The organism is Mucilaginibacter sp. CAU 1740, from assembly GCF_039839285.1.
Lineage (GTDB): Bacteria > Bacteroidota > Bacteroidia > Sphingobacteriales > Sphingobacteriaceae > Mucilaginibacter.
In genome coordinates this window covers 15866-37445 of the sequence record NZ_JBDOQS010000011.1, presented here as the reverse complement: position 1 = coordinate 37445, position 21580 = coordinate 15866, and the positions used below count along the sequence as shown (strand labels likewise).

General features: G+C 44.4%; 12 protein-coding genes. 2 read left to right on the top strand and 10 right to left on the bottom strand.

What is annotated here, in order from left to right; all coding sequences use genetic code 11:
- Positions 1-44: 44 nt before the first annotated feature.
- The 10 genes from AAFN85_RS22005 to AAFN85_RS21960 all read right to left on the bottom strand — a co-directional run bounded on the left by AAFN85_RS22005 (position 45) and on the right by AAFN85_RS21960 (position 19482).
- Positions 45-1802, bottom strand: a complete 1758-nt coding sequence (locus AAFN85_RS22005; RefSeq protein ID WP_347529811.1) for an alpha-L-arabinofuranosidase — start codon at positions 1800-1802, stop codon at positions 45-47.
- Positions 1799-3043 carry an AGE family epimerase/isomerase gene (locus AAFN85_RS22000; protein ID WP_347529810.1) on the bottom strand — a complete coding sequence of 415 codons (1245 nt, stop codon included), beginning with the start codon at positions 3041-3043 and terminating at the stop codon, positions 1799-1801. Before AAFN85_RS22000 ends, AAFN85_RS22005 begins: the two co-directional genes overlap by 4 nt.
- 415 nt (positions 3044-3458) lie before the next feature.
- Positions 3459-4649 carry a glycosidase gene (locus tag AAFN85_RS21995; RefSeq protein WP_347529809.1) on the bottom strand — a complete coding sequence of 397 codons (1191 nt, stop codon included), beginning with the start codon at positions 4647-4649 and terminating at the stop codon, positions 3459-3461.
- A 12-nt stretch (positions 4650-4661) separates the two neighbouring features.
- Positions 4662-6494 (bottom strand): sodium:solute symporter family protein, encoded by a 1833-nt coding sequence (locus tag AAFN85_RS21990; protein WP_347529808.1) that lies wholly within the window; start codon positions 6492-6494, stop codon positions 4662-4664.
- A 343-nt stretch (positions 6495-6837) separates the two neighbouring features.
- On the bottom strand, positions 6838-7716 hold the full coding sequence (locus tag AAFN85_RS21985; RefSeq protein ID WP_347529807.1) for an AraC family transcriptional regulator: 879 nt from the start codon (positions 7714-7716) through the stop codon (positions 6838-6840).
- Between the two features lie 85 nt (positions 7717-7801).
- On the bottom strand, positions 7802-8344 hold the full coding sequence (locus AAFN85_RS21980; RefSeq protein WP_347529806.1) for a hypothetical protein: 543 nt from the start codon (positions 8342-8344) through the stop codon (positions 7802-7804).
- 79 nt (positions 8345-8423) lie between these two features.
- Positions 8424-9623 (bottom strand): IPT/TIG domain-containing protein, encoded by a 1200-nt coding sequence (locus AAFN85_RS21975; RefSeq protein WP_347529805.1) that lies wholly within the window; start codon positions 9621-9623, stop codon positions 8424-8426.
- Between the two features lie 18 nt (positions 9624-9641).
- Complete coding sequence (locus AAFN85_RS21970) at positions 9642-11279, bottom strand: RagB/SusD family nutrient uptake outer membrane protein (protein ID WP_347529804.1); 1638 nt, start codon at positions 11277-11279, stop codon at positions 9642-9644.
- A gap of 24 nt (positions 11280-11303) precedes the next feature.
- Positions 11304-14468, bottom strand: a complete 3165-nt coding sequence (locus AAFN85_RS21965) for a TonB-dependent receptor (protein ID WP_347529803.1) — start codon at positions 14466-14468, stop codon at positions 11304-11306.
- Between the two features lie 865 nt (positions 14469-15333).
- Entirely contained in the window at positions 15334-19482 is a 4149-nt protein-coding gene (locus tag AAFN85_RS21960; RefSeq protein ID WP_347529802.1) for a two-component regulator propeller domain-containing protein, read from the bottom strand.
- A gap of 554 nt (positions 19483-20036) precedes the next feature.
- Between AAFN85_RS21960 and AAFN85_RS21955 the strand changes: the two genes are divergently transcribed.
- The gene (locus tag AAFN85_RS21955) at positions 20037-20780 is read left to right on the top strand and encodes an ABC transporter permease (RefSeq protein WP_347530008.1); all 744 of its coding nucleotides are present in this window, start codon (positions 20037-20039) and stop codon (positions 20778-20780) included.
- 10 nt (positions 20781-20790) lie between these two features.
- Entirely contained in the window at positions 20791-21564 is a 774-nt protein-coding gene (locus AAFN85_RS21950) for an ATP-binding cassette domain-containing protein (RefSeq protein WP_347529801.1), read from the top strand.
- Positions 21565-21580 lie beyond the last annotated feature (16 nt).

The following is a 21580-nucleotide window of genomic DNA, read 5'->3' as shown; positions in this document are numbered from 1 at the left end:
ACCCGGTTCGTTCGAAATGACAAAATTTTCAAACTAATATTGGCTTACTTTTTATCCGCCAACAAAAACACCACACCCCTTGCCGGTACGCTCACCTTGATCCCTCCACTGGTCGCGCTTACGCTTGCCGAGATATTTTTATAATTGGCAGGGCCGCCAAAATCACCTGTCGGGCCGTTGCCATTTACAAGCACCTTGCCCGAAAACTCACCATTATCTGTACCGCCTTTAAGCGTGTAATAATAGTAGTTGCTGCCGGTGTAATAGTTTTTAAAGTTGATATTCACTACCTGGTCGGCTGTGCTTTTATTTACGAGCACAACGCCTGCCTCGCCCGAGTTAAAGGATGAGGCATAACTTACCACATCCGTACTGCCACTAACCGATGAACTGATCATCCTATCGCCAAAATACTTTTGAAAATAATACATGTAGTAAAACGCCGGACGAGGAGTAAAATCAGTTAACCCTGTTTGCCCTATACTGAACAGTCCATGATCATCGCCGGGATGATTGGTATCCCAACTATTAGCCAGATCCCACCTGCTGGCCTGGCCATATTGGTCTTTGATCAACTCCCCTAAAACCATCACAGCATGTACGCCGGCTATATTTGAGATCTGCTGCTTTGAACCCGACGAAAAAATATTCCACTCGGTTAAAGCGATTGGTTTTTGAGCCGAACCTGCCGTTTGCAACGCGCCTTTCAGATAATCTATTGTTGATTTGGATGATGCTTCGGCGGTATTGAGTATGGTGATAGCGTTTGAGTTTTCGTTGTAGTTGGTATAGTAATTATGCCCAATGTAAAAATCGGCCTTATCACCAATCTGACCCAATACACCCGGATTCCAACCGGCAACTATTGTTGGGTTGCCGTTATCTGCAGTTTCGTGTAATACTGCGCCTATTTTGATAGTCGCCCCTACATCTGCAGCGGCTTTACGCATCGAATCGGCAAATACTTTAAAATGCTTTCCGTACAATTCGCCGGTGATGATGGCGGGCTGACCGTCTTTATTTTTACTTTGGTCAATGCGGTAGCAAGCCTCCCAGTTACCGTAACATTCGTTACCTACTTCCCAGTATTTGGTACGGCCGTTATCAAACCTTACCCATTGTGCGGCAAGGTGAGCAGCTGTTGCTACGGGATCATCACTGGTGCCGTATCGGGCGTAGGCATAATTTACGGTGATAATACCTGTAGTATTTGTTTTTTGCAGCAAACTGTAATAATTGCTTAAACTTAAACTCCAGCTATCATTCACATTACCGCTCCAGTAACCACTGCCGGCATCAACTGAGCCATCTGGTTTTAAAAGATGCTCCGGCGCATCAGCAGGTTTGCCATAAGCGGCCATATCCCAAAAGTAAACGTCAGACAAACTGCCGCCCGGCGCCCTGATAATATTGGGCGAAAGGTTAGTGATATTATTAACCGTAGCGGCATCGGTGTACTGCCCTGTAAAGGGGTTGATATTATTTCCGAACAGGTATTTAGATACTTTGGATACTACCTGCGCAAAATCGGCAGTGACATTAATGGATGTGCTTGCTGTTGGTTTTGCTGCCGCGATAGTTGCCGGTTTGGCGAAAGTTTTGCCCTGCCAATCGTCAAGGAAAAAGCCTTGTGATGCCGCCACCGATGGATCTGTTGGCGCGGTGATCGGGCCGGTTGCCCCACCGTTTCCTGGATCAACAACTTGGGTTGGATCTGGGTTGGGTTTACTTCCCTTTTTACAACTCAACAGCACAGCAAGGGCCACAACCGAAGCCATTAGCACGATTTTAATATTTTTCATTTTGATATGTTTATCCGTTTAATAATTTCCAAACAAGCGCGGCTGTTATGGTATGGACATTTCCAAAGGCCAGCCTTGTCTTCGCCGGGCATAATGCTGCCATCGGCTTTAATCCCCCAAAACCATTCACCGTTTTGTTTATCCAGTATTTTATTTTTCACAAAGGCCCAGTTGGCTATGGCCTGTTCGAGATATTTTTTGTCGCTGCTCACCTGCCATGCGTTATAAAAACCAACCATGGCTTCAGCTTGCACCCACCAATGTTTTTCTTTGATGAGATGATTGCCGTTCGGCTCGTACTCGTACCATAAGCCTCCGTCGACATCCAATCCTTCGGTTGTTGCTCCCGCTATCGAAATGCAGATTTCTCTTGCTTTCAGTATTAAATCGTGATTACCAATAACCTCCGCAGCTTCCAGTAAAAGCCAGGTTGCCTCAATATCGTGACCGAAGGATACAGTGTCGGAGCGGCGGTTCCAATCCTCGTCAAAAAACAGCACGAGGTGATTGGTAGCGGGATCAATAAAATGATCGAAGAAGTTATTGAGCAGCGTTTCTATCTGTTTCTTTAACTCTTTATCCGGCCAGATCCGGTACAAATTGGTATAAGCCTCCAACACGTGAAGATGCGTGTTCATGGTCTTTTTCTCGTTGGCATCTTTAGCGCTCAGGCGCAGATCATCAATAGGTTGCCACTCCCGGGTAAAGGCTTCGAAGTAGCCGGTTTTATTGACGTCGTAGCTTTTATCAATAAGTAGGTTGAACAAATCGATGGCCTCTGTTTTAGCGTCCTCTTTTCCCGATGCTATATAGTATTCACTCAGGGCATAAATAACAAAGGCATTAGCGTAAACCTGTTTTTTGGTATCCAGCTTTTGCCCCCTGTAATCAACCGACCAGTACACGCCGCCAAGTTCATCATCAACAAAATATGCCTTGATGTACTCATAAGCTCTATGGGCTAATTGCAGGTAGGCCTCATCCGGATTTTGATTATATGCCGCCGAAACACTCCACAGGATACGGGCATTCAACACCGAACCTTTGGGGGCATCGGCGGTAATCATATTATCATTATCTATTTTGCCCCAAAAGCCACCATTAACATCATCAACTGTATTACTGATCCAATAACTCAAGATGTTGCTCAACTCCTCGCTTAGTTCGGATTGAAGAGTTGTTAACACATCAAGCTGCTGTTTTTTTATGCTCTGTGGTTGATTGAATGTATTGTTAGTCATAGTTTTTTGGCAAAATAGTTTCCTGTCCCTCTTTTTTTTGAGGGGAGTAACGCCGGATGTTTTAGGCGTTAAAAGTGTATAATTTAATGTTATTCTACCGCAGGTTCATGCGCCTACGCTTGAACCATAACGAATACGAGCGTCCACGCTCGCGCAAACCGAACTAAAATGTAAGCGTGGACGCTTACCCTACCTATAGTTCAAGCGTGGACGCTTGAACTTGCGGAGATTTAAACCCGATTGTCATTTCGACGAACGGCGGAGGGTTCCGGGTGAGCGGGTGAGGAGAAATCTTGTACGCCCTGCTTCCCTCCCATGCATGGCCGCTTTGCATGGCGTACAAGATTTCTCTTTCGCCCCGGCGCTCGCTCCCCCTCCGCTCTATCGAATGACATTTTTCGTTTAACAGACGGTCTTACGCCTCCTGCAGCTTACCCGAATCCTTATTCTTATCAATAATGCCATAAACCACCTCAACCGATGATGCCGAACGGAAACCATCTGCCGGGGTGTTCATTACATAATCTACCAGTTTATCAACCGTAGTCGTTGCCACGTGCATGCGGGTATCTGATGAAGCATAATAGATATACACCGAGCCATCTTCATCAGCTATCCAGCCATTACAGAATACTACGTTTGATACATCACCTACCCGTTCTTCTCCCTCCGGTGCAAGGAAATAACCGGCTGGTTGGTAAAGTACTTTGGTAAGATCAGCCAGATCAGTCATGAACATGTACAGCACATAACGCAAGCCTGCGGCGGTGTTGCGTACGCCATGCGCCAGGTGCAGCCAGCCTTTTTGTGTTTTTATGGGCGCGGGACCTTGTCCGTTTTTGGCTTCGTAAACCGTGTGATAGTTTTTATTATGGATGATGGTTTCGGTATCGATTACGGCATTTTCCATGCTATCGCATAAACCAAATCCTATCCCGCCACCGGTACCGGCGCTGATAAAACCATCCTGCGGGCGAGTGTACAACGCGTATTTACCATCCACAAACTCTGCGTGCAAAACCACATTACGCTGCTGCGGCGAATTGGTTTTCAGATCGGGCAGGCGCTCCCATTTTACAAGATCTTTAGTGCGGGCTATGCCACAGGCCGCTATTGCCATCGATTGATCATGCGACGGAGCTTCCGGGTCACGGCGTTCGGTGCAGAATAATCCGTAGATCCAGCCGTCCTCATGTTGCGTAAGGCGCATATCGTAAACGTTGGTATCAGGCTCATCAGTTTCAGGGAGTTCTACCGGGTAATCCCAGAATTTAAAATTATTAACACCATCAGCACTTTCGGCTATGGCGAAAAATGATTTACGATCGGCACCTTCAACACGGGCTACCATCAGGTATTTACCGTTGTGTTTTATAGCTCCGGCATTAAAAACCGCGTTGATACCAAAGCGTTCCATTAAATAGGGGTTTCGTTGCTCATCCAAATCGTAACGCCAAGCCAGCGGCGTATGCGCGGCGGTGAGCACCGGCAATTTAAAACGGCTGAACACACCATTACCCGTATCGGCTACCTCGTTTTGCTTGTTGATCAACTGCGCGTGTTCGGCCTGTAAATGGGCCAACCGTTGCTTAAATTGCTGCGTCATATATAAATTTTATCAATAGTCGTTTAGTTTATTCCACCAGGTGCGTTTCAGTATTAAAATGGTCACAGCGAGTATAGCTACAGTTACCATTAGTGATGTTTTTTGCGCCAGGATCAGATACATGGGCAGTATGGTAAGGCATGATTGCGTAATAGTGCCTATCACCACATTAAACATGTTCAGTTTGAAATTTCTATTTGGTACAAAAGTTGGGTCAGCCTCCATTGCTATCTTTTTAACAGGCTCCCAAAAGCCCCAGGGCCTAACGGTTGTATAAAACGATTTCAGCACGGCCATATCCGCTGGAGGGGCAACATATGAGCCTATCAACGAGCCTGCCAATGATATAGCGAACAAAACCGGCACCCAATACAGTAAATCAACCGCTGGAATCACCACCGAAAACACCATGGCACATACAATCCCAGCCAGCATACCGAAGAAAAAGCCGTTTGCATTAAAGCGCCACCAATGCCATTTAAGCACGTTTGATACAATATAACCGGCGTACAAGGCAGATACTATCCACTGCAAAACCGAGTTAACATCTTTTACAAAAAAACCCAGTATCACCCCTACAGCTACAACAAATACCCCTACCAGGTAATTGGCTGTAATTATTTTTTTGGTTGAGGCTTTGGGGTTGATGTATTTGATATAGATATCATTTACAATGTAGGCTTGCGCCGCGTTCATGGTACCGCTAAAGGTGCTCATGAATGCCCCCAGTAAACCTGCCAATAACAAGCCAACCAAGCCAACAGGTAAAAAGCTGTTGATCACCGCGGGCAGGATCCGTTCAAAATCGATAGCGCCTTTAGCATCTTTTAAATCCATTTGGTGATAAAAAAGCAGGCCCAGTATGGTTAAACTTACAATGAGCGAGTAACGGATGGGCAGCAGAATGATATTAACAAAGCCACTCATTTTGCTGGCCTCTTCGGGCGAGCGGGTAGAGAGGATCTTTTGCATATCATAATTTGGCGCCGGACCAGCTACCGCTGCGAAAACGCCTTTAAAAGTCATCATCATAAAAAACAAGCCAAATAGCGAGTAACCATCCGCCTTGATCTTATCGTTTACCTCGTTGATGATGCCTGTCCAGCTTAAGCCAAGGTTTTTACCAAAAAACGGACTGTACCAGCCTTCAGGTACATTAAGGTGATTGCCCTGTAACCTGGCAGCAGCGATGAAGCCTATCCAGATACAGGCCACCGTCATGATGGCGTATTTTAACATATCGCCCAACACGATGCTGTGCATACCTCCTATAATGGAGTAAAACATGGCAAACAGCGTAAATACAATACCGTAAACATGCGGCACATATTGAGGGGCTACGTTAAACGGCACATAGGCGCTAACCACATCCCATGGAATAAAAATTTCAATGAACTTACCCAAGCCTATAAAACCATAGGCCAAATACCCAAAGCAGCTTAATAGTGCGAAGGCTATCACTACTATATTAGAGCCTGTTACTCCTGCTCCCGTCCGGCCGAAACGTGTGCCCAGCCATTCGGCACCGGTAGCAGCGTTTGATCTGCGCAACCAGCGCGACAGGTACATCATTAAAAACACCTGGTTAAATACCGGCCAAAGCCAGGGGATCCAGATACTTTTCATCCCGTACACAAAGCAGAGGCTCACCATCCACATGGTGCCGCTGATATCAAACATATCCGAAGCATCGCTCAGTCCCAGTTTGTACCAGGGTAGTGATTTACCACCAAGCATGTAGCTCTCCTTATTTTCGCGGGCCTTTTTACGGTACCAAAGGCCAATAACAATGGTGCTAAACAGGTACAGAACTATAATGGCAACATCAACTAAGTGTAGTTTCATTGAATATCTTTTGGTCTAAATCGGAATTTATTGAATCAGATCTCCCCACGTCATTGCGAGGTACGAAGCAATCCCCTATTTACAGGGCGGACTTGCATAGCCCCTCTGCCTATTGGGGATTGCTTCGTACCTCGCAATGACGGCTTCAATATGTTTTGCAAAACTTATTTATGCAAGCTTTCTGCCCATTCAATTAATTCCAAAAATTCCGGTCCAGACGATAATTGGCCTTAATCAAAAATGAATTTATTATCGGCAATTTTATAATACTATTTTAACCTTCTTTTTAACATTATACACCGGGTAATATATTTTCAACATCTAATTACCAAATGCAATAAGGCTAAATAAACACCCGGTTCCCGGTGTAAGTCTCCCTGAACTCTTTGGGGATACACATCTTTTTACGCTTGAAGATCCTGTTGAAATTGGAGATATTGTTAAAGCCGCATTTATAAGCTATCTCGGCCACGGTGATTGTCGAGTCAATCAACATCCTGGAGGCATGCCCTAACCTGATCTCGTTCAAACTATCAATGAACGTTTTACCGGTACGCTTTTTAATAAACCTACTAAACGACGCCTCGGGCATATTGGCTATTTTGGCTACTTCGGCAAGGGTTATCTGCTTGTTATAGTTGATGTTCATATGCTCAAACACCTTTTCTATCCTACGACTATTATAGTAAAACTTCTCGTTGGTAAAGCTTGGATCCGATAACATTTTCATATTGCGCGAGATGGAAAGATCGTGCAGGATTGACAGCAATTCGAGCACCGAATCGAAACCTGTTTTTTTATCCAACTGCATGATCCTGTCTTTCAACGCGTAAATAGTTTCGGCCGAGAAGGCTATGCCCCGTTGCGAGCGCTCCAGCATGCTCTTTACAAAACTTAACTGGTTGCGTTTCAAAAACTTTTCATCAAACAGATCTTTATGAAACTGAATAGTAACCTCGGTAATTTCCTCGCTGTGGCATTGATGTGTAAACCAGGCATGATACAGGTTTGGCCCCACCAGTGCCAGTTCCACCTCTTCAATCACCTCGATATGGCCACCCACTACCCTTTTTGCACCTTTGGCATTAATGATCAGGTTTAACTCATACTCATCATGATAATGAAGCGGAAAATCAAACTTCTTTTTCACCCTCGAAAAAATGGTAAAACAATCGCTCGGTGTTAGCGGCGTTATCTCCCGCATTACATTACTTGTAGTCATAATCCAGCACTATAAAAGGTTATCAAATTGATGATACTAATTTAACCATTTTATATCATCTAAATAACACAAATCTATTTTATTCTCAATTTTTCGTAACCGCATCGGCAGTTATCACTTTCACAGCAACATCATCAATTAAAAATGTACCGGTGGCATAGCCCATGGCCAAAAGCAGCTTCAGCTTTACTGCTCCTGCCGGTACCAATACCTCTTTAACAGCCTGCTCCCAGGTATGGTCGCCGGTTAGTGTAGCCACGTCGGTACCCTCACCTACTTTTTTATCGGCCTTATCCAAAAACTCAACGCTAAAAACAGCGCCGTTCCACTCGTCTTTACCTTTTACTACGTTGATAGTTTTTAACCAGGCGCTTACTTCAAGCTTAGCAGCCTTTTTGGGGATGCTTACCTGCTGATCTATCCCCATCCAGTTAGAAGCATCGGTGGCGATAATGGCGCAACTGACTTTGCCGCTTTTCAAATCCCACGGTGTGATTTTAGCCACTGCGGCATTCCAGCCATAAGTATCATCTTCAAAACCGCCGTTTTCAACAAGGTTTTTTTGAGCCTGGGCATAAAAACCAAAAGCGGCAAACACAAGGATCAATACTATTTTAAGGCTTTTCATATATCATCAATCATTTAAAAACCATCACCGGCCTTTGGTTGCCCGGTACCGGTGACGGGGTATTTAAATCAACATATATCTATTGGATCACACCAACATCATCCAGATAAAACAGGGTAGCGGTACCGCTAAATTCCTGGAAAACGATGGAGTTGATGGTTTTTGGAGCAGTTGCCCCGGTGTTAACAAAGGCCGTCATCGGGATATTGAAGTTTGTCCACGCACCTTCTTTCAACACAATGGCTACCGGGTTATTGAAGTTGTAATCAAGCGCGATGTGGATCACCTTATTATCAGAACCCTTGCCACCATAAACAGACATTTTGAAGCTTTTGGCAGCGATATTACCTGGTGCCTGGATAACGTAGCCATCATAACCGCCGGCATACTGCACTTTGATAGACGAAGTACCGCGCACCGTAGGCGAAGAATTGTCGCCTACAGGCGAGTTACTCCAGCCATATTGTGACCAGCCGTTTTCAAAGCCATCTTCATAAATAGCCTGCGAAAAACCAAACGGATACAGCCCGAACGTAGCGCTGTTATTATTAGGAATGCTCAGGTTAATACCATTTGATGCCAAAGGGCCTTTGGCAGTACCGCCGCCTAAGGTTGCACTTGTAGTGATAGACAGATCGCCCGGACCGGTTAAGCCTGCCGGTACTTTGGCAACTATTTTGGTTGATGTTTTTAAAACGATCTCAGCATTGGTCGTGCCAATTTTCACCGCGCTTAAACCATCAAAAGTAGTACCGGTTATGGTGATCAGGTCGCCGGCATTGCCCGCCATGTGGTCAACATCGGTTATACCGGGAAACGGCTGCTCCACCACAAAATCATAATTGATCTGTCCGTAGCTGGTAACCAGTTTCAGTTTATTGCTTGTGGTCGATCCGCTAAAGGGTACGTTTTCGGGGATACTGAAAATGATGGTATTATCGGTAGCCAGCGCTATGTTAAAATAGATCTCGACATCATTAATATAAATATGCTTTGTACTGCCCAGGTTTTTACCAATGATGGCATACAGCGTATAAATTTTACCCGAATTAGTGGTCGAATCAAATGGCATTGGCCTTACTTCGGGATAAGTTAACGACGAATCGAGGTTGATAGGGTGATTGATCAACACACTATCGTTTTTGGTAAGCGTACGCACCTTGGTTATAACCGGCGCGCCGGTGCCGTAGTTTTTATCTTTTTTACAGGCGTTAAAACCCATCATCACCAATACGGCTAAGGCGAAGCAAAGATTTAAAGGTTTAAATATCTTTTTCATTTTACTGATCGGTTTAAATTATTTGAATTTATATGGCACCGGCGGATCCAAAAGTTTAGGATCGGTAGCGGTTTCCACCTGCGGAATAGGGAAGTTAAAAAACTCATCCTTAGCTGTTTTTTTATCGCTATACACCTGCGGCGGGGTATCGTTGCTGTAAGTTCCGCGCTCCTGGTTGGCAATAACGGCAAGCGCTTTGGGGTGCTTAACTGTTAAAATTCCTTGCCAGCCGTCCATACGTTCCAGGTCGAACCAGTAATCGCCCTCGATAGCCAACTCAATACGGCGCTCATGAAACATATTAGTTTTGGTGAACGAGGTTACCGGTGCCAGACCTGCACGGTTGCGTACCATGTTATAATATTTTAAAGCGGTTACATCGTTGGTACTGTTGTTTGCGCCCAAAATAGCTTCGGCTGCAATTAAAAGCACCTCGGCATAACGCATCATATAGGTACAATTGGCTGCAGATTGCGCCGCGCCTATTCCGCCGTTATCGGCTGGCGTGCCCACAACATACTTTTTGATCCCGGCTTTTGTATTTTGCGCGTTAACGCTGGCCGGCACGGTAAAGCCGCCTGCTGCCTGGTTTATCTCCGGATAAAAATCGCCCGCTTTCATGATGGTGCCATGCAGGCGGGTATCACCCGGTTCATAAGCGTTTTGCAGATCGATAGTCGGACCTAAAACCGAGTAACCATCACCGGTACCCGTAACACCGGCAATAGCAAACGAAGCCTGCTGCGGGTTACCATGTCCGTAAGCCGCGCCGCCTGCCCATTGCAAAGCAATAACCGATTCTTCGTTGTTATTATTTACAGTTTTAAACAGGTCGTTATAGTTTTTACCGTCGATAAGGCCTGTGTAGCCGTATTGAGCAATCTGATCATTAGTGATATTACCGCGATAAAGTTTAAACTCACCGCTGTTGATCACCTTTTCGGCTTCGGCACGGGCGTTGGTATAATCGTCCATGTACAAATAAACTTTAGCTAACAGCGCAGATGCCGATCCGCTTGAAACGTGGCCTTGCGCGATAGATGCGCCTGCCCTGATTTTAGGGGTACAGTTGGCTTCGGCAAATTTCAAATCGTTAATGATAAACTTGTAGATATCAGTAACCGGGTTTGTATTTACCTGGAAGTTGCCTACAAAATCAACACTATTTTCGATGATGGGCACATTGCCCCAAATGCGTACAATATGAAAGTATGCCAGCGCGCGCATCAGGTGGGCCTCGCCCAAAGCGTTGTTCAGCACAGCCTTATCAACCGAGGCTGAAACTTTCACCGGCAGGTTATTGATGAGCGCGTTTGATTGAGCAACTACAGTAAACAACGAGTTCCAGGCATCGGCAATACGGGGGTTGATATCCGTAAGCGAAAAGTTGAACAAACTGATCACATCGTCCGAATAAGTACGACCGTTACCACCTGCCAGCTCAGTTATAGCCCAGCCCGATTTACCTACCCAGTTAAACCATGGCGAATTGTAAAGCGCATTGGTGCTGGCAATTACCTGATCGTTAGTCTGATAAAAATTATCAACGGTGATGGCATCTTCGGGCGGGCGGTTAAAGAAATCTTTTTTGCAGCCGGTTGTGGCAACCAAACTTACCGCTGCAAAGCACATTAAATGTTTTATATATTTTTTCATAATGATCTTCTCCTTTTATATCAGTTAAAATTCGGCGTTTATACCAAAGGTTATTGTTCGTGGCGACGGGTAGCGGCCAAAATCAATATTGGTTAAAAACACATTCTGATTCATGGAACCTATTTCGGGGTCAAGCCCTTTGTATTTGGTAAACGTGTACAGGTTTTGTCCGCTGGCATATACCTTAAGCCTGGTTAGCTTAATTTTATGCAGCCACGATGGTGGCAGGTTCCAGCCGAGGCTCACATTTTGAACACGGAGGTATGATCCGCTTTCCAAAAATCTATCTGAGGTGAACAGGTTCGGGTTATCCAAACCGCCACGTGGCGCAGGTATTTTTGAAGTTGGATTGGCCGGTGTCCAGTAGTTTGCCGCCGAAGCCAACTGATTAACATACAATCCCGAAAGCCCCGAGATGGTATAATTAAGTGCGTTCATGATCTTGGCACCATACGATCCATTCAGGAAGATATTGAGGTCGATAGATTTGTAAGAGAAAGTGTTATTGATACCGTATGTAAACTTAGGGTTAGGATTGCCCAGGTAAGTTTGATCTTTTTGGTCGATAACGCCATCGTTGTTCAGATCCTTATAGCGGATATCGCCATACCATGTGCCTGATTTTGCCACATCGTTTCCAAACTGCGGTTTAGAATTACGTAACTCGGCTTCGGTAGTGAACAAACCATCGGTAACATAACCATAAAACTCACCTACCGAATGGCCAACCTCGGTACGGGTAATACCCCTTGTAAGGAAGCCATTGGTGATATTGCCAGAGATAAACGGAGTTCCGTTTGCCAGTGACAGCACTTTGTTTTTATAGTGCGAGAAAATCAACGTGGTATTCCACCTGAAATTAGTGGTGGTGATATTATGGCTGTTGATGGTAAACTCAAAACCTTTATTGCTTAGCTTACCGCCATTAATATATGGCGGATTAACACCACCAAGGTATGAACCTGCCGCGCCCTCGCCCACCAAAAACGCCGGTAATGCTGCCTGGAACAGGAATTTTTCTGATTTTTTGTCGAAGTAATCGAACGTGGCATCAATGCGGTTATTAAACAAGCTAAAGTCCACACCGGCATTGCTTTGAATGGCGGTTTCCCAGGTTAAGTTAGGATTAGCGATCTTATCAACCAAAAAGCCTGTACCGAAACCTGTAACCGATGGCTTTAAAGCCGAGCCGTAAAGATAATTAGGGATGCCCTGGTTACCTACCTGTCCGTAACCTATCCTGATCTTAATATTATCAGCAACCGATTTAATGCCTGCCATAAAAGGCTCTTCGGATAAGCGCCATGATACGGCAGCCGATGGAAAGTAACCGGTTTGTTTCCCTGTTACAAATTTTGAGGATTGATCTGAACGGAAAGTTACTGTTAAGCTATACCTGTTATTGTATGTGTAGTTAACACGAGAGATAAACGATTGCAAAGCCTGGCTACCCAGATATTCATCCACACGGGCCGATTTGGCGTCGCCGAGGTTAAGGGTTTTCAAGTCGTTGCTATAAAAATTCTGCACGTAATCGGTAATACCGTTCCACATGGCGTAGTTTAGCTCGTAACCTACAGTGGCATTGATCACATGTTTTTTGGCAATGGTACGGTTAAATGAAACCACCTCTTTCCAGGTCCAGTAGTGCGAATTGCTCCAGTACTCGGTTAAGTTGGCTGTTTTATTTTCATAATCACCATACTTAAAGGTTGGGTTAAACTGAAGCGCTTTCGACCAATCAAAACCGCCGTTAATTTCCGAGCGGAAGGTGATATCGCGGGTAATGCGCAGATCGGCATAAATACTACCGTTCACATTGCTGCGGATCAGGTTATTGGTAAGCAATGATGCCTGTGCAACCGCGTTTGGCGTGCCGCCGTAACCGTTAGCATTAGGACCAGTGCTGATAGCACCGGCAAATGAACCATCGGGGTTACGCACCGCGATATCCGGCGCGCTTAACAAGGCGGTGTAAATGATACCATTGTTATCGCTCAGTCCGCGGTCTTCCTCGTTACGGGTACCGCCGATAGACATACCATATTTTAAAAAGCTTTTTACCTGCGAGTTTACATTTGAGCGGATGGAGTAGCGTTTAAAACGGCTACCAATGATGGTACCATCTTGTTTATAGTAACCATTAGAGATGTAATAATCTGTCCCTTCTTTTCCGCCGGAGATGGAAACCTGGTGACTTTGCATCGGCGCGGTTCTGAAAACTTCCTTTTGCCAGTTGGTGCCTTCGCCCAACAGATCAGGATTGGCAAAATCAGCCCGACGGGCAACCTGCACATTATCGGCCAATTCGTTTTGCAGCTTGGCGTATTGCGGCAGGTTCATCATTTTTAACAATTTGCCCTGGGTTTGGATACCGTAATAACCATCGTAGCCAACGCGCGCACTTCCGTTTTTACCACGTTTTGTGGTGATAATGATTACACCGTTTGATGCCCTTGAACCATAAATGGCTGTAGCCGATGCATCTTTCAACACATCTATCGATTCAATATCACTCGGGTTGATCAATGACAGCGGACTAACGCCCACTTCATCGTTGCTACCCAAAGCCACCGAGCGGCCGCTGGTGCTGCGGTTCAAAGCATCGCCTGATATAGCTACCCCATCAATAACATATAACGGCTCGTTCGATCCTGAAAGTGAAGTGATACCGCGGATATGCACGGAAGTCTGGCTGCCTGGGGCGCCGGAATTTTGGGTAATGGTTACACCCGAAACACGACCTTGCAACATCTGATCGATACTGGCCTGCGGAACGTTGGCGATATCGGCGGCTTTTACCGATGATATAGCACCGTTAACATCCTGACGTCTTTGCGATCCGTAACCGATAGCTACCACATTGATATCAGATAACGCGGTGGTTGATGATTTTAGGGTAATAGTAAAAGTTGTTTTGTTACCGATAACAACTTCTTGTTTTTCGGCACCTATAAAGGTAAAAACAAGAATTTTGGCATTGGCCGGTAAGGTTAACCGGAACTTACCACCTATATCGGTAACTACAGCTGTTTTGCTATCCTTAACAGCAACTGTAACGCCCGGCAGGGTAACGCCCTTCTCGTCGGCAACCGTACCCTGTACCACTGTTCCCTGGTTCTGCGCCGTCCCCCGGAGGCACATCAACACAAAGGAAAACAGCAAGGCTATTCGTAGAAATTTTCCCATAATTGATTATTTGGTTTGTATTGGTTTATTGTGATTTTAAGTTTATACTATTATTACAGACCGGATATTCCCCCACCTACCCTTGCCGGTTTTGCGCGCAAACCGGTAAAAAAGATCAATACATTGCCACTAAGCAGCGTCGCCATTTAAGGCCGTGTATTAAAGGTTATCCTGTACGATTAATTGGTTTGTTATTTTTTTAGGCTTATATCAACCAATGCTTTTGCATATGGACGTGGTTAATATTTATTATAACGATGGTAAAATTATATGCAATGAAAAGCCCGGTTGTGGATAAATGGGGGCACAAATGTCAACCTTATTTTAAATATTGATTATCAGATACTTAATAACATTAATTGCCGTAAAAAGGATTAAATAGTTACAAATGTGCACCTGTTTTGGTAGGATGCTCAGGAGTTTTGGTGCGATAATAGTATTACCTGGTAAGTTTTATTGAGGTTAAGAGATTGTTGTTTTAGAATAGGATTTATAAATCCCCCATCGCACGTTCAAGCGTCCTTCGCTTGAATGATTCGAGGCAGGAGCGTCCACGCTCCCGGCTCATGCCGTATGGTAAGCGTGGACGCTTACCTCTAAAATGGTTCAAGCGTGGACGCTTAAACCTGCGAGATAAGCATATTTGAGAATGGGGGCTAAAGTTGAAAACTTTAGCCATTGTACACCACGGGTTACGCTATCGCTAAACCCGCGGCAGATGGAGGAAAAACAACTGCAAATAATGGAATCAAATCCTATTAATCCTTTAATCCGCCCAAATCCCGGTTCAGAAAAATCAGCGAAATCAAAAAACGGTCAAAAATCGGTGTAATCAAAAAATCAATCGGTGTAATCCCAGAAAAAATCATGGTTCAGATTCCGCCACATACTTAGAGGGAATACTATTAAACTCCGCCTTAAAAGTCCGCACAAAATACTTTTGGCTTTTAAAACCCACCTTATGGCAAATTTGAGAAATGGTAAGGTGACCGGTTTCTAACAGCTGCGCAGCCCGCTTAAGCCGCATAGAGCGCACCAGTTCATTAGGCGTTTTACCTGTCATCTGCAGAATCTTTTTGTAGAGGGTATATCGGCTTACAAACATATCGCTGCTCAGTTCCTCTACCGAGAAGTTGGGGTTTGAGATATTGGCATCAATCAACAGCAAAACCTTTTTAATGAAAGCCTCCTCCGGCGAATCAACCTGTAGCTCGGTTGGTGTTACGTCAACCTGCTTTTGGTAGGTTTTGCGCATTTTTTCCTGCTGATTGAGAATGTTCTTTATTTTGGAATGCAGGATCTCGAAGTTAAAAGGCTTGGTCATGTAATCGGTAGCACCGGTTTCAAGGCCTTTAATTTGCTGTTCCTCGCCGGTTTGGGCGGTTAGCAATATAACCGGGATGTGCGAGGTACGGGCATCACTCTTGATCTTGCGGCACAGGTCGATGCCGTTCATTTCGGGCATGCTGATATCGCTTACCACCAAGTTTGGGTGTTGGGCGAGGGCTTTTTGCCAGCCTTTTTTACCGTTCTCGGCTTCGATAATATTGAAGGCGTCTTTAAGGTTATCTTTTATGTAAAACCTGAAATCTTCATTGTCTTCAACCAATAAGACCGTCGGCTTTTTGCTATCGCGATTTTCTTTAGGCTGACTGGCTTTAGGACTCTCCGGTTCAACCAAAAACTCAATTTGATGGTGCAGCAGGTTGCCGGTATCGGTAAACAACTTTTCATCAAGCTGCTGTAGTGGTAGTAACACAGTAAAGCAGCTTCCCTGCCCGTTTTCGCTTTCTACAGAAATTTCACCGTTGTGCAGCCTTACAAACTCTTTGGTGATAGATAGACCTATTCCGCTACCCTGATTTAACATAGAGCCAGGGATATCGTGCTGAAAAAAGGGATCGAAGATTCTGCTTTGCTTATCTGCCGGGATTCCGATGCCTGTATCTATCACCCTGATCTCTAATTGGTGCTCAACTTTTTCTTCACCGTCTCGAAGACTTAGCAATACACTTACCTGCCCGCCCTCGTGTGTAAACTTATAGGCGTTGGATAGCAGGTTAAACAGTATCCGCTCTATTTTATCATGATCAAAACTGGTTATAAAACTATCCGTATCGGTGTCAAATACAAACTTAATATGCTTTTGCTCCGCGATATCAGTAAACGACCATGAGAGATCTTTAATAAAGCTAATAATATCGCCGCTCCGCGTATAAAGCTTCAGCTCCTGGTATTCCATTTTCCTGAAATCCATCAGCTGGTTAACCAGGTTTAGCAGGCGCTTGGCATTGCGGGTGATCATTACCAGTTGGCGACGGGTATCCGTATCGCTTATCTGTTTCAAAATTTTGTCAACAGGGGCCATGATCAGGGCCAGCGGCGTACGAAACTCGTGGCTAACGTTGGTGAAGAATTTGATCTTCATTAAATCAAGTTCGTGCATGCGCTGGGCTTCTTCACGTTCTTTTTCTATCGAGAATTGCTCCCTTATTTTCCGGATGCCACGCTGGCGGAAGTAAAACAATACACCAATAAAGATCAGTCCATAGACAGCATAAGCCCAACCAGTTTTCCAAAACGGCGGCAACACCCGGATATGAAGCGCTATTTGGCCGCCTTTCCAAAATTCGTTACCCGCTGCCCGCACTTTAAAAGTATAATCGCCGGGTTCGAGGTTATAGGTGGCCTTGCGCAGTTTATTATCAACGGTGATCCAGCCATCATAAAAACCATCCATGGCGTATTGCAGCTTTACCTTATCGGGGTTGAAATAAGTAAGCGCGGCAAACTCTATCGAAAATACGTTTTGGTTGTAATTAAGGGTTATTTCCTTAAGTTGAGAGATGGATTGCGGCAGTATCACCCGGCCGTTTATCTTCTCCCCCACCTCCAGGCTTTTATCAAACAACTGAAAATCGGTAAAAAGCAAGTTCGAAAGACTTTTATCGAATTTTAGGGCTGATGGTTTAAAAATATTAAAACCATTACCTCCACCAAATATTAATTCACCCTCACGGGTTTTGCCCGATGAGTTTTCAGAAAACTCACGCCCTTGCAAGCCATCCAGTTCATTATAATTTATGAAATGGAATTTAAGCGCGGGACTGCTCCTATCTACCACAATGTTGGATAACCCGTTAGGCGTGCTCACCCAAATGTTATGGCTTTCATCTTCCCGCAAATCAATGGTGGTATTATCGGGCAAACCATCTTGTTTAGTTAACGAAATAAACTTTTTTGTATCGGGATCATAAACGTTGAGGCCCTCGCGGGTACTGATCCAGATTAAGCCCTTACTATCCTCCAGTATATTGTTGGTATTGTTGTTAACCAGGCTATTGGCATCTTTATCACTTTGCAGATGATGCACAAATTGGTTGGTGCCGTTCATCAGCAAATCAACACCATAGGCCGTAACTATCCAGATGTTGTTGCGCCTATCCTGCATCAGGGCGCTTATGTAATTGGAGTGAATGCTGTTTTTATTAATATCGCCATCAAACTTATAATTGACCACCACCTCTCGCCGGGCGTTCAGTTTATTTAAACCTGCCGAGAGCGTACCAACCCAAAGGTTGCCTGTCCTATCTTCCATCAATGAGCAAACCCGGTTTTCTGAAATGCTATTAGCTACGCCATCCTGGTGGCGGTAGTGTTTAAAGGTTTTGCCATCGTAACAATCCAACCCGCCATAGTAAGTACCAATCCATAGCTTACCTTCCTGGTCAAGGAGCATGGTTACAATTACGTTATTGGTGAGGCTATTATCATCCGCCGCATTATGTAGATATTGCTTAAAACTGCCTGTTTTACGGTTCCAATAAATAAGGCCACCACCGTTAGTACCTATCCAAATATTGCTCTGTTTATCTTCGGCAAAATTATTTACGTCGCTAAAAGGCAGACTGTTCGGATCGCTTAAATGATGGGTGTAAGTGGCAAACTTTATAATGTTTGGATGATAGTAGCTCACCCCACGTTTATAAGTGCCGCACCAAACTATGCCTGTGTTATCTTTATAAACACAGGTAACGCTGTTTTGGCCAACGGTTTTATTATCGTCTTCGCGGTTAAGCAGGTAAGTGATGCTGAAATCATTCTTGCTCAACAGGTTGATGCCGCCATGGTCTGTTGAGATCCACATCCGGTTGTTATCATCCTGCACCACGTCCGATACCACATCAGTATTTAAACCTACACCTGCCGCGCCCTTGCCCAAATGCTTAAATACGCCTTTCTGCATATCGAGGTAAAACACCCCCGATGAATAACTCGGCACAAAAGCCCAGATATCATCCTGCTTATCGATATAAATTTTGTACGATGAACTTAAGCCCTGTGGCAGCTTACCCAAGTCTCTTCGGTAATTTACTTTATAAGTACGCGGATCAAGTCGTTCCAGCACACCGCTATTGGATATCACCCAGATATTCCCCCTCGAATCGACAGAGAGATCGGTAACCATATCCGACGAGATCGAACTATCGTTGTTATCTTTATGGGTTAGGTTTATGAGTTTAGTGGAAACCGGATCATATTTAAAAATCCCCCGCCCCTTGTTACGGTGCAAAAACCAGAATTTATCAAACCTATCATGCTTTATGGCGGCGATGTAGGGGTCGTAAAGTTTTATTTTGTACAGGAAATCTTTGGTGTTCCGGCTAAACTTTTCAGTGGTGGGATCATAAATATTAAAACCTGTGCGTGTTTCTATCCATAGTTTATTTTCCGGGCCGGGAGTTATGCTTACTACATAATCATCATCCAGAGTTGTGGTATCGTTAACAGCGTGTTTATAGGTTTTAAAAGTATAGCCGTCGTATTTATTAAGCCCAGAGAGGGTGCCAAACCACATAAAACCCTTGTTATCTTTATAGATACAATTCACCTGGTTATGAGATAAGCCATTAGTAATATCCAGCCGCGAAAACCTGAAAGCGTTTGATTGCGCCATCAATAACGCCGGGCAAAGCAGCATTACAAGGTAAGCAATCAAAATTTTACACTTCATTAACTATAATTTTAGAGCGATGCTACGCTATTAAAATTTTAAACTTTTAGGTTTGCAGGCAAATTGAGTTTTAACTTTTAACCCAAACGGTCAAAGTTTATTTAGCTGTAATTTAACCTGCCGGTAATACTGTATTTGATAATTTGCCCGCTTGTTATTCAAGCCTTTTGCAGGCTTTAATTAGTAGCAATGGTTTATAATTGGCTTAATATCAAATGTAAATTAATACACAGGTAAGATATAATACTTTTTTTACATTATTTGATTTTAAATTAACCAAAACATCGGCAAAACGCACACAAAATCAACAAAATACGGCAATCACCAATGATACTTTTCTTTCAATTTTATAATTAAGTCGAGTGTTATTAAATAGCTTTAAAAAGTCGCACACAGCTATACCTACAACCAAATAAAGGGGTAGGCAAACAAAGCTTAGCTATTTTTTGTAGATTAACCATAAACGCAAAACAGCAGTACATTTTTTAATGGACAACACGCAAAGCATAACCAAGGGAACACCAAAAAGCATATCAAAGCTTAAACAAAGCTTTATGGACTTTTTTTTATCCCTTTACAATATCAACAAGTTCATACTTCGCTTTTTCAGGGAGGCTTTTGTACCACCGTTTGAACTGAAAGAAGTTATACGCCAGTGCTACGAAGTAGGCGTACGCTCATTTACACTCATATCGGTAACCGGTTTTATAGTAGGTGTGATATTCACCAAGCAATCCAGGCCATCGTTATCGCAATTTGGCGCCGAATCATGGCTACCATCACTGGTATCCATCGCTATTATGCGCGCGTTGGCACCTTTGGTTACCGCGCTGATCGCATCAGGTAAAGTAGGATCGAGCATCGGTGCCGAATTAGGCTCCATGCGCGTAACCGAGCAGATTGATGCCATGGAGGTATCGGGCACCAAACCTTTTAAATTTTTGGTTTGTACCCGCGTATTGGCTACCACACTTACCATCCCAATCCTGTCAACTTACACAGGCTTTGTGGCTTTGTTTGGCGGCTACTTAAACGTAACCCAAAACGAAGGCACCACCTGGACAACTTTTATACAAGAGGTATTTGAGCCATTAACCTTTACCGATTTTGTGGCATCGCTCATCAAATCAATCGTATTTGGGTTTACCATTGGTATTGTAGGTTGCTACCAGGGCTATAACTCGAGCAAGGGTACCGAAGGCGTAGGTAAAGCAGCTAACGGCGCGGTTATTACCGCTATGTTTTTAGTGTTTATTGAAGAGGTAATTATTGTACAGATAACCGGCTGGTTCCGCTAATATTTTAATTATGAAAAAGGCAGCAGTACAAGTAGATCATACCAACCCGGTTATCAGCATAAGGGGACTGAAAAAAGCGTTCCAGGATTATTCTGTGCTTCGCGGTATCGACCTTGACCTTTACCAGGGCGAAAACCTTGTTGTTCTTGGTCGCTCGGGCACAGGTAAATCGGTACTCATCAAAATCGTATCGGGCCTTTTGAAACCAGATGAAGGCCAGGTAGAAGTTTTAGGAAAAAATATAGCTACCATTACCGAAGATGAATTACAGGCTCTCCGCATCAGGATAGGATTTTCGTTTCAGAACAGTGCTTTATATGATAGTATGACGGTGCGAAAAAACCTTGAGTTTCCACTGGTGCGTAACCGCCGTAACCTTACCCGCGGCGAGATCGATACCAATGTTGAAACAGTGCTCGACGCTGTCGGTCTTTCGCAAACCATTAACCAGATGCCATCCGAGCTTTCGGGCGGGCAGCGTAAGCGTATCGGTATTGCCCGTACACTGATCCTCAATCCCGAAATTATGCTGTATGATGAGCCAACAGCGGGCCTGGATCCAATAACCTGTATCGAGATCAATGACCTCATAAACGAAGTTCAGCAACGCTATAATACATCATCTATCATTATTACGCATGATCTTACCTGCGCCAAACAAACCGGCGATAGGATAGCCATGCTGCTTGACGGACAGTTTCAACGCACCGGCACATTCGACGAAGTTTTCGCTACGGACGACGAGCGGGTGAAACCTTTTTACGATTACAACTTTATTAAATAACAATAGTTAACACGAT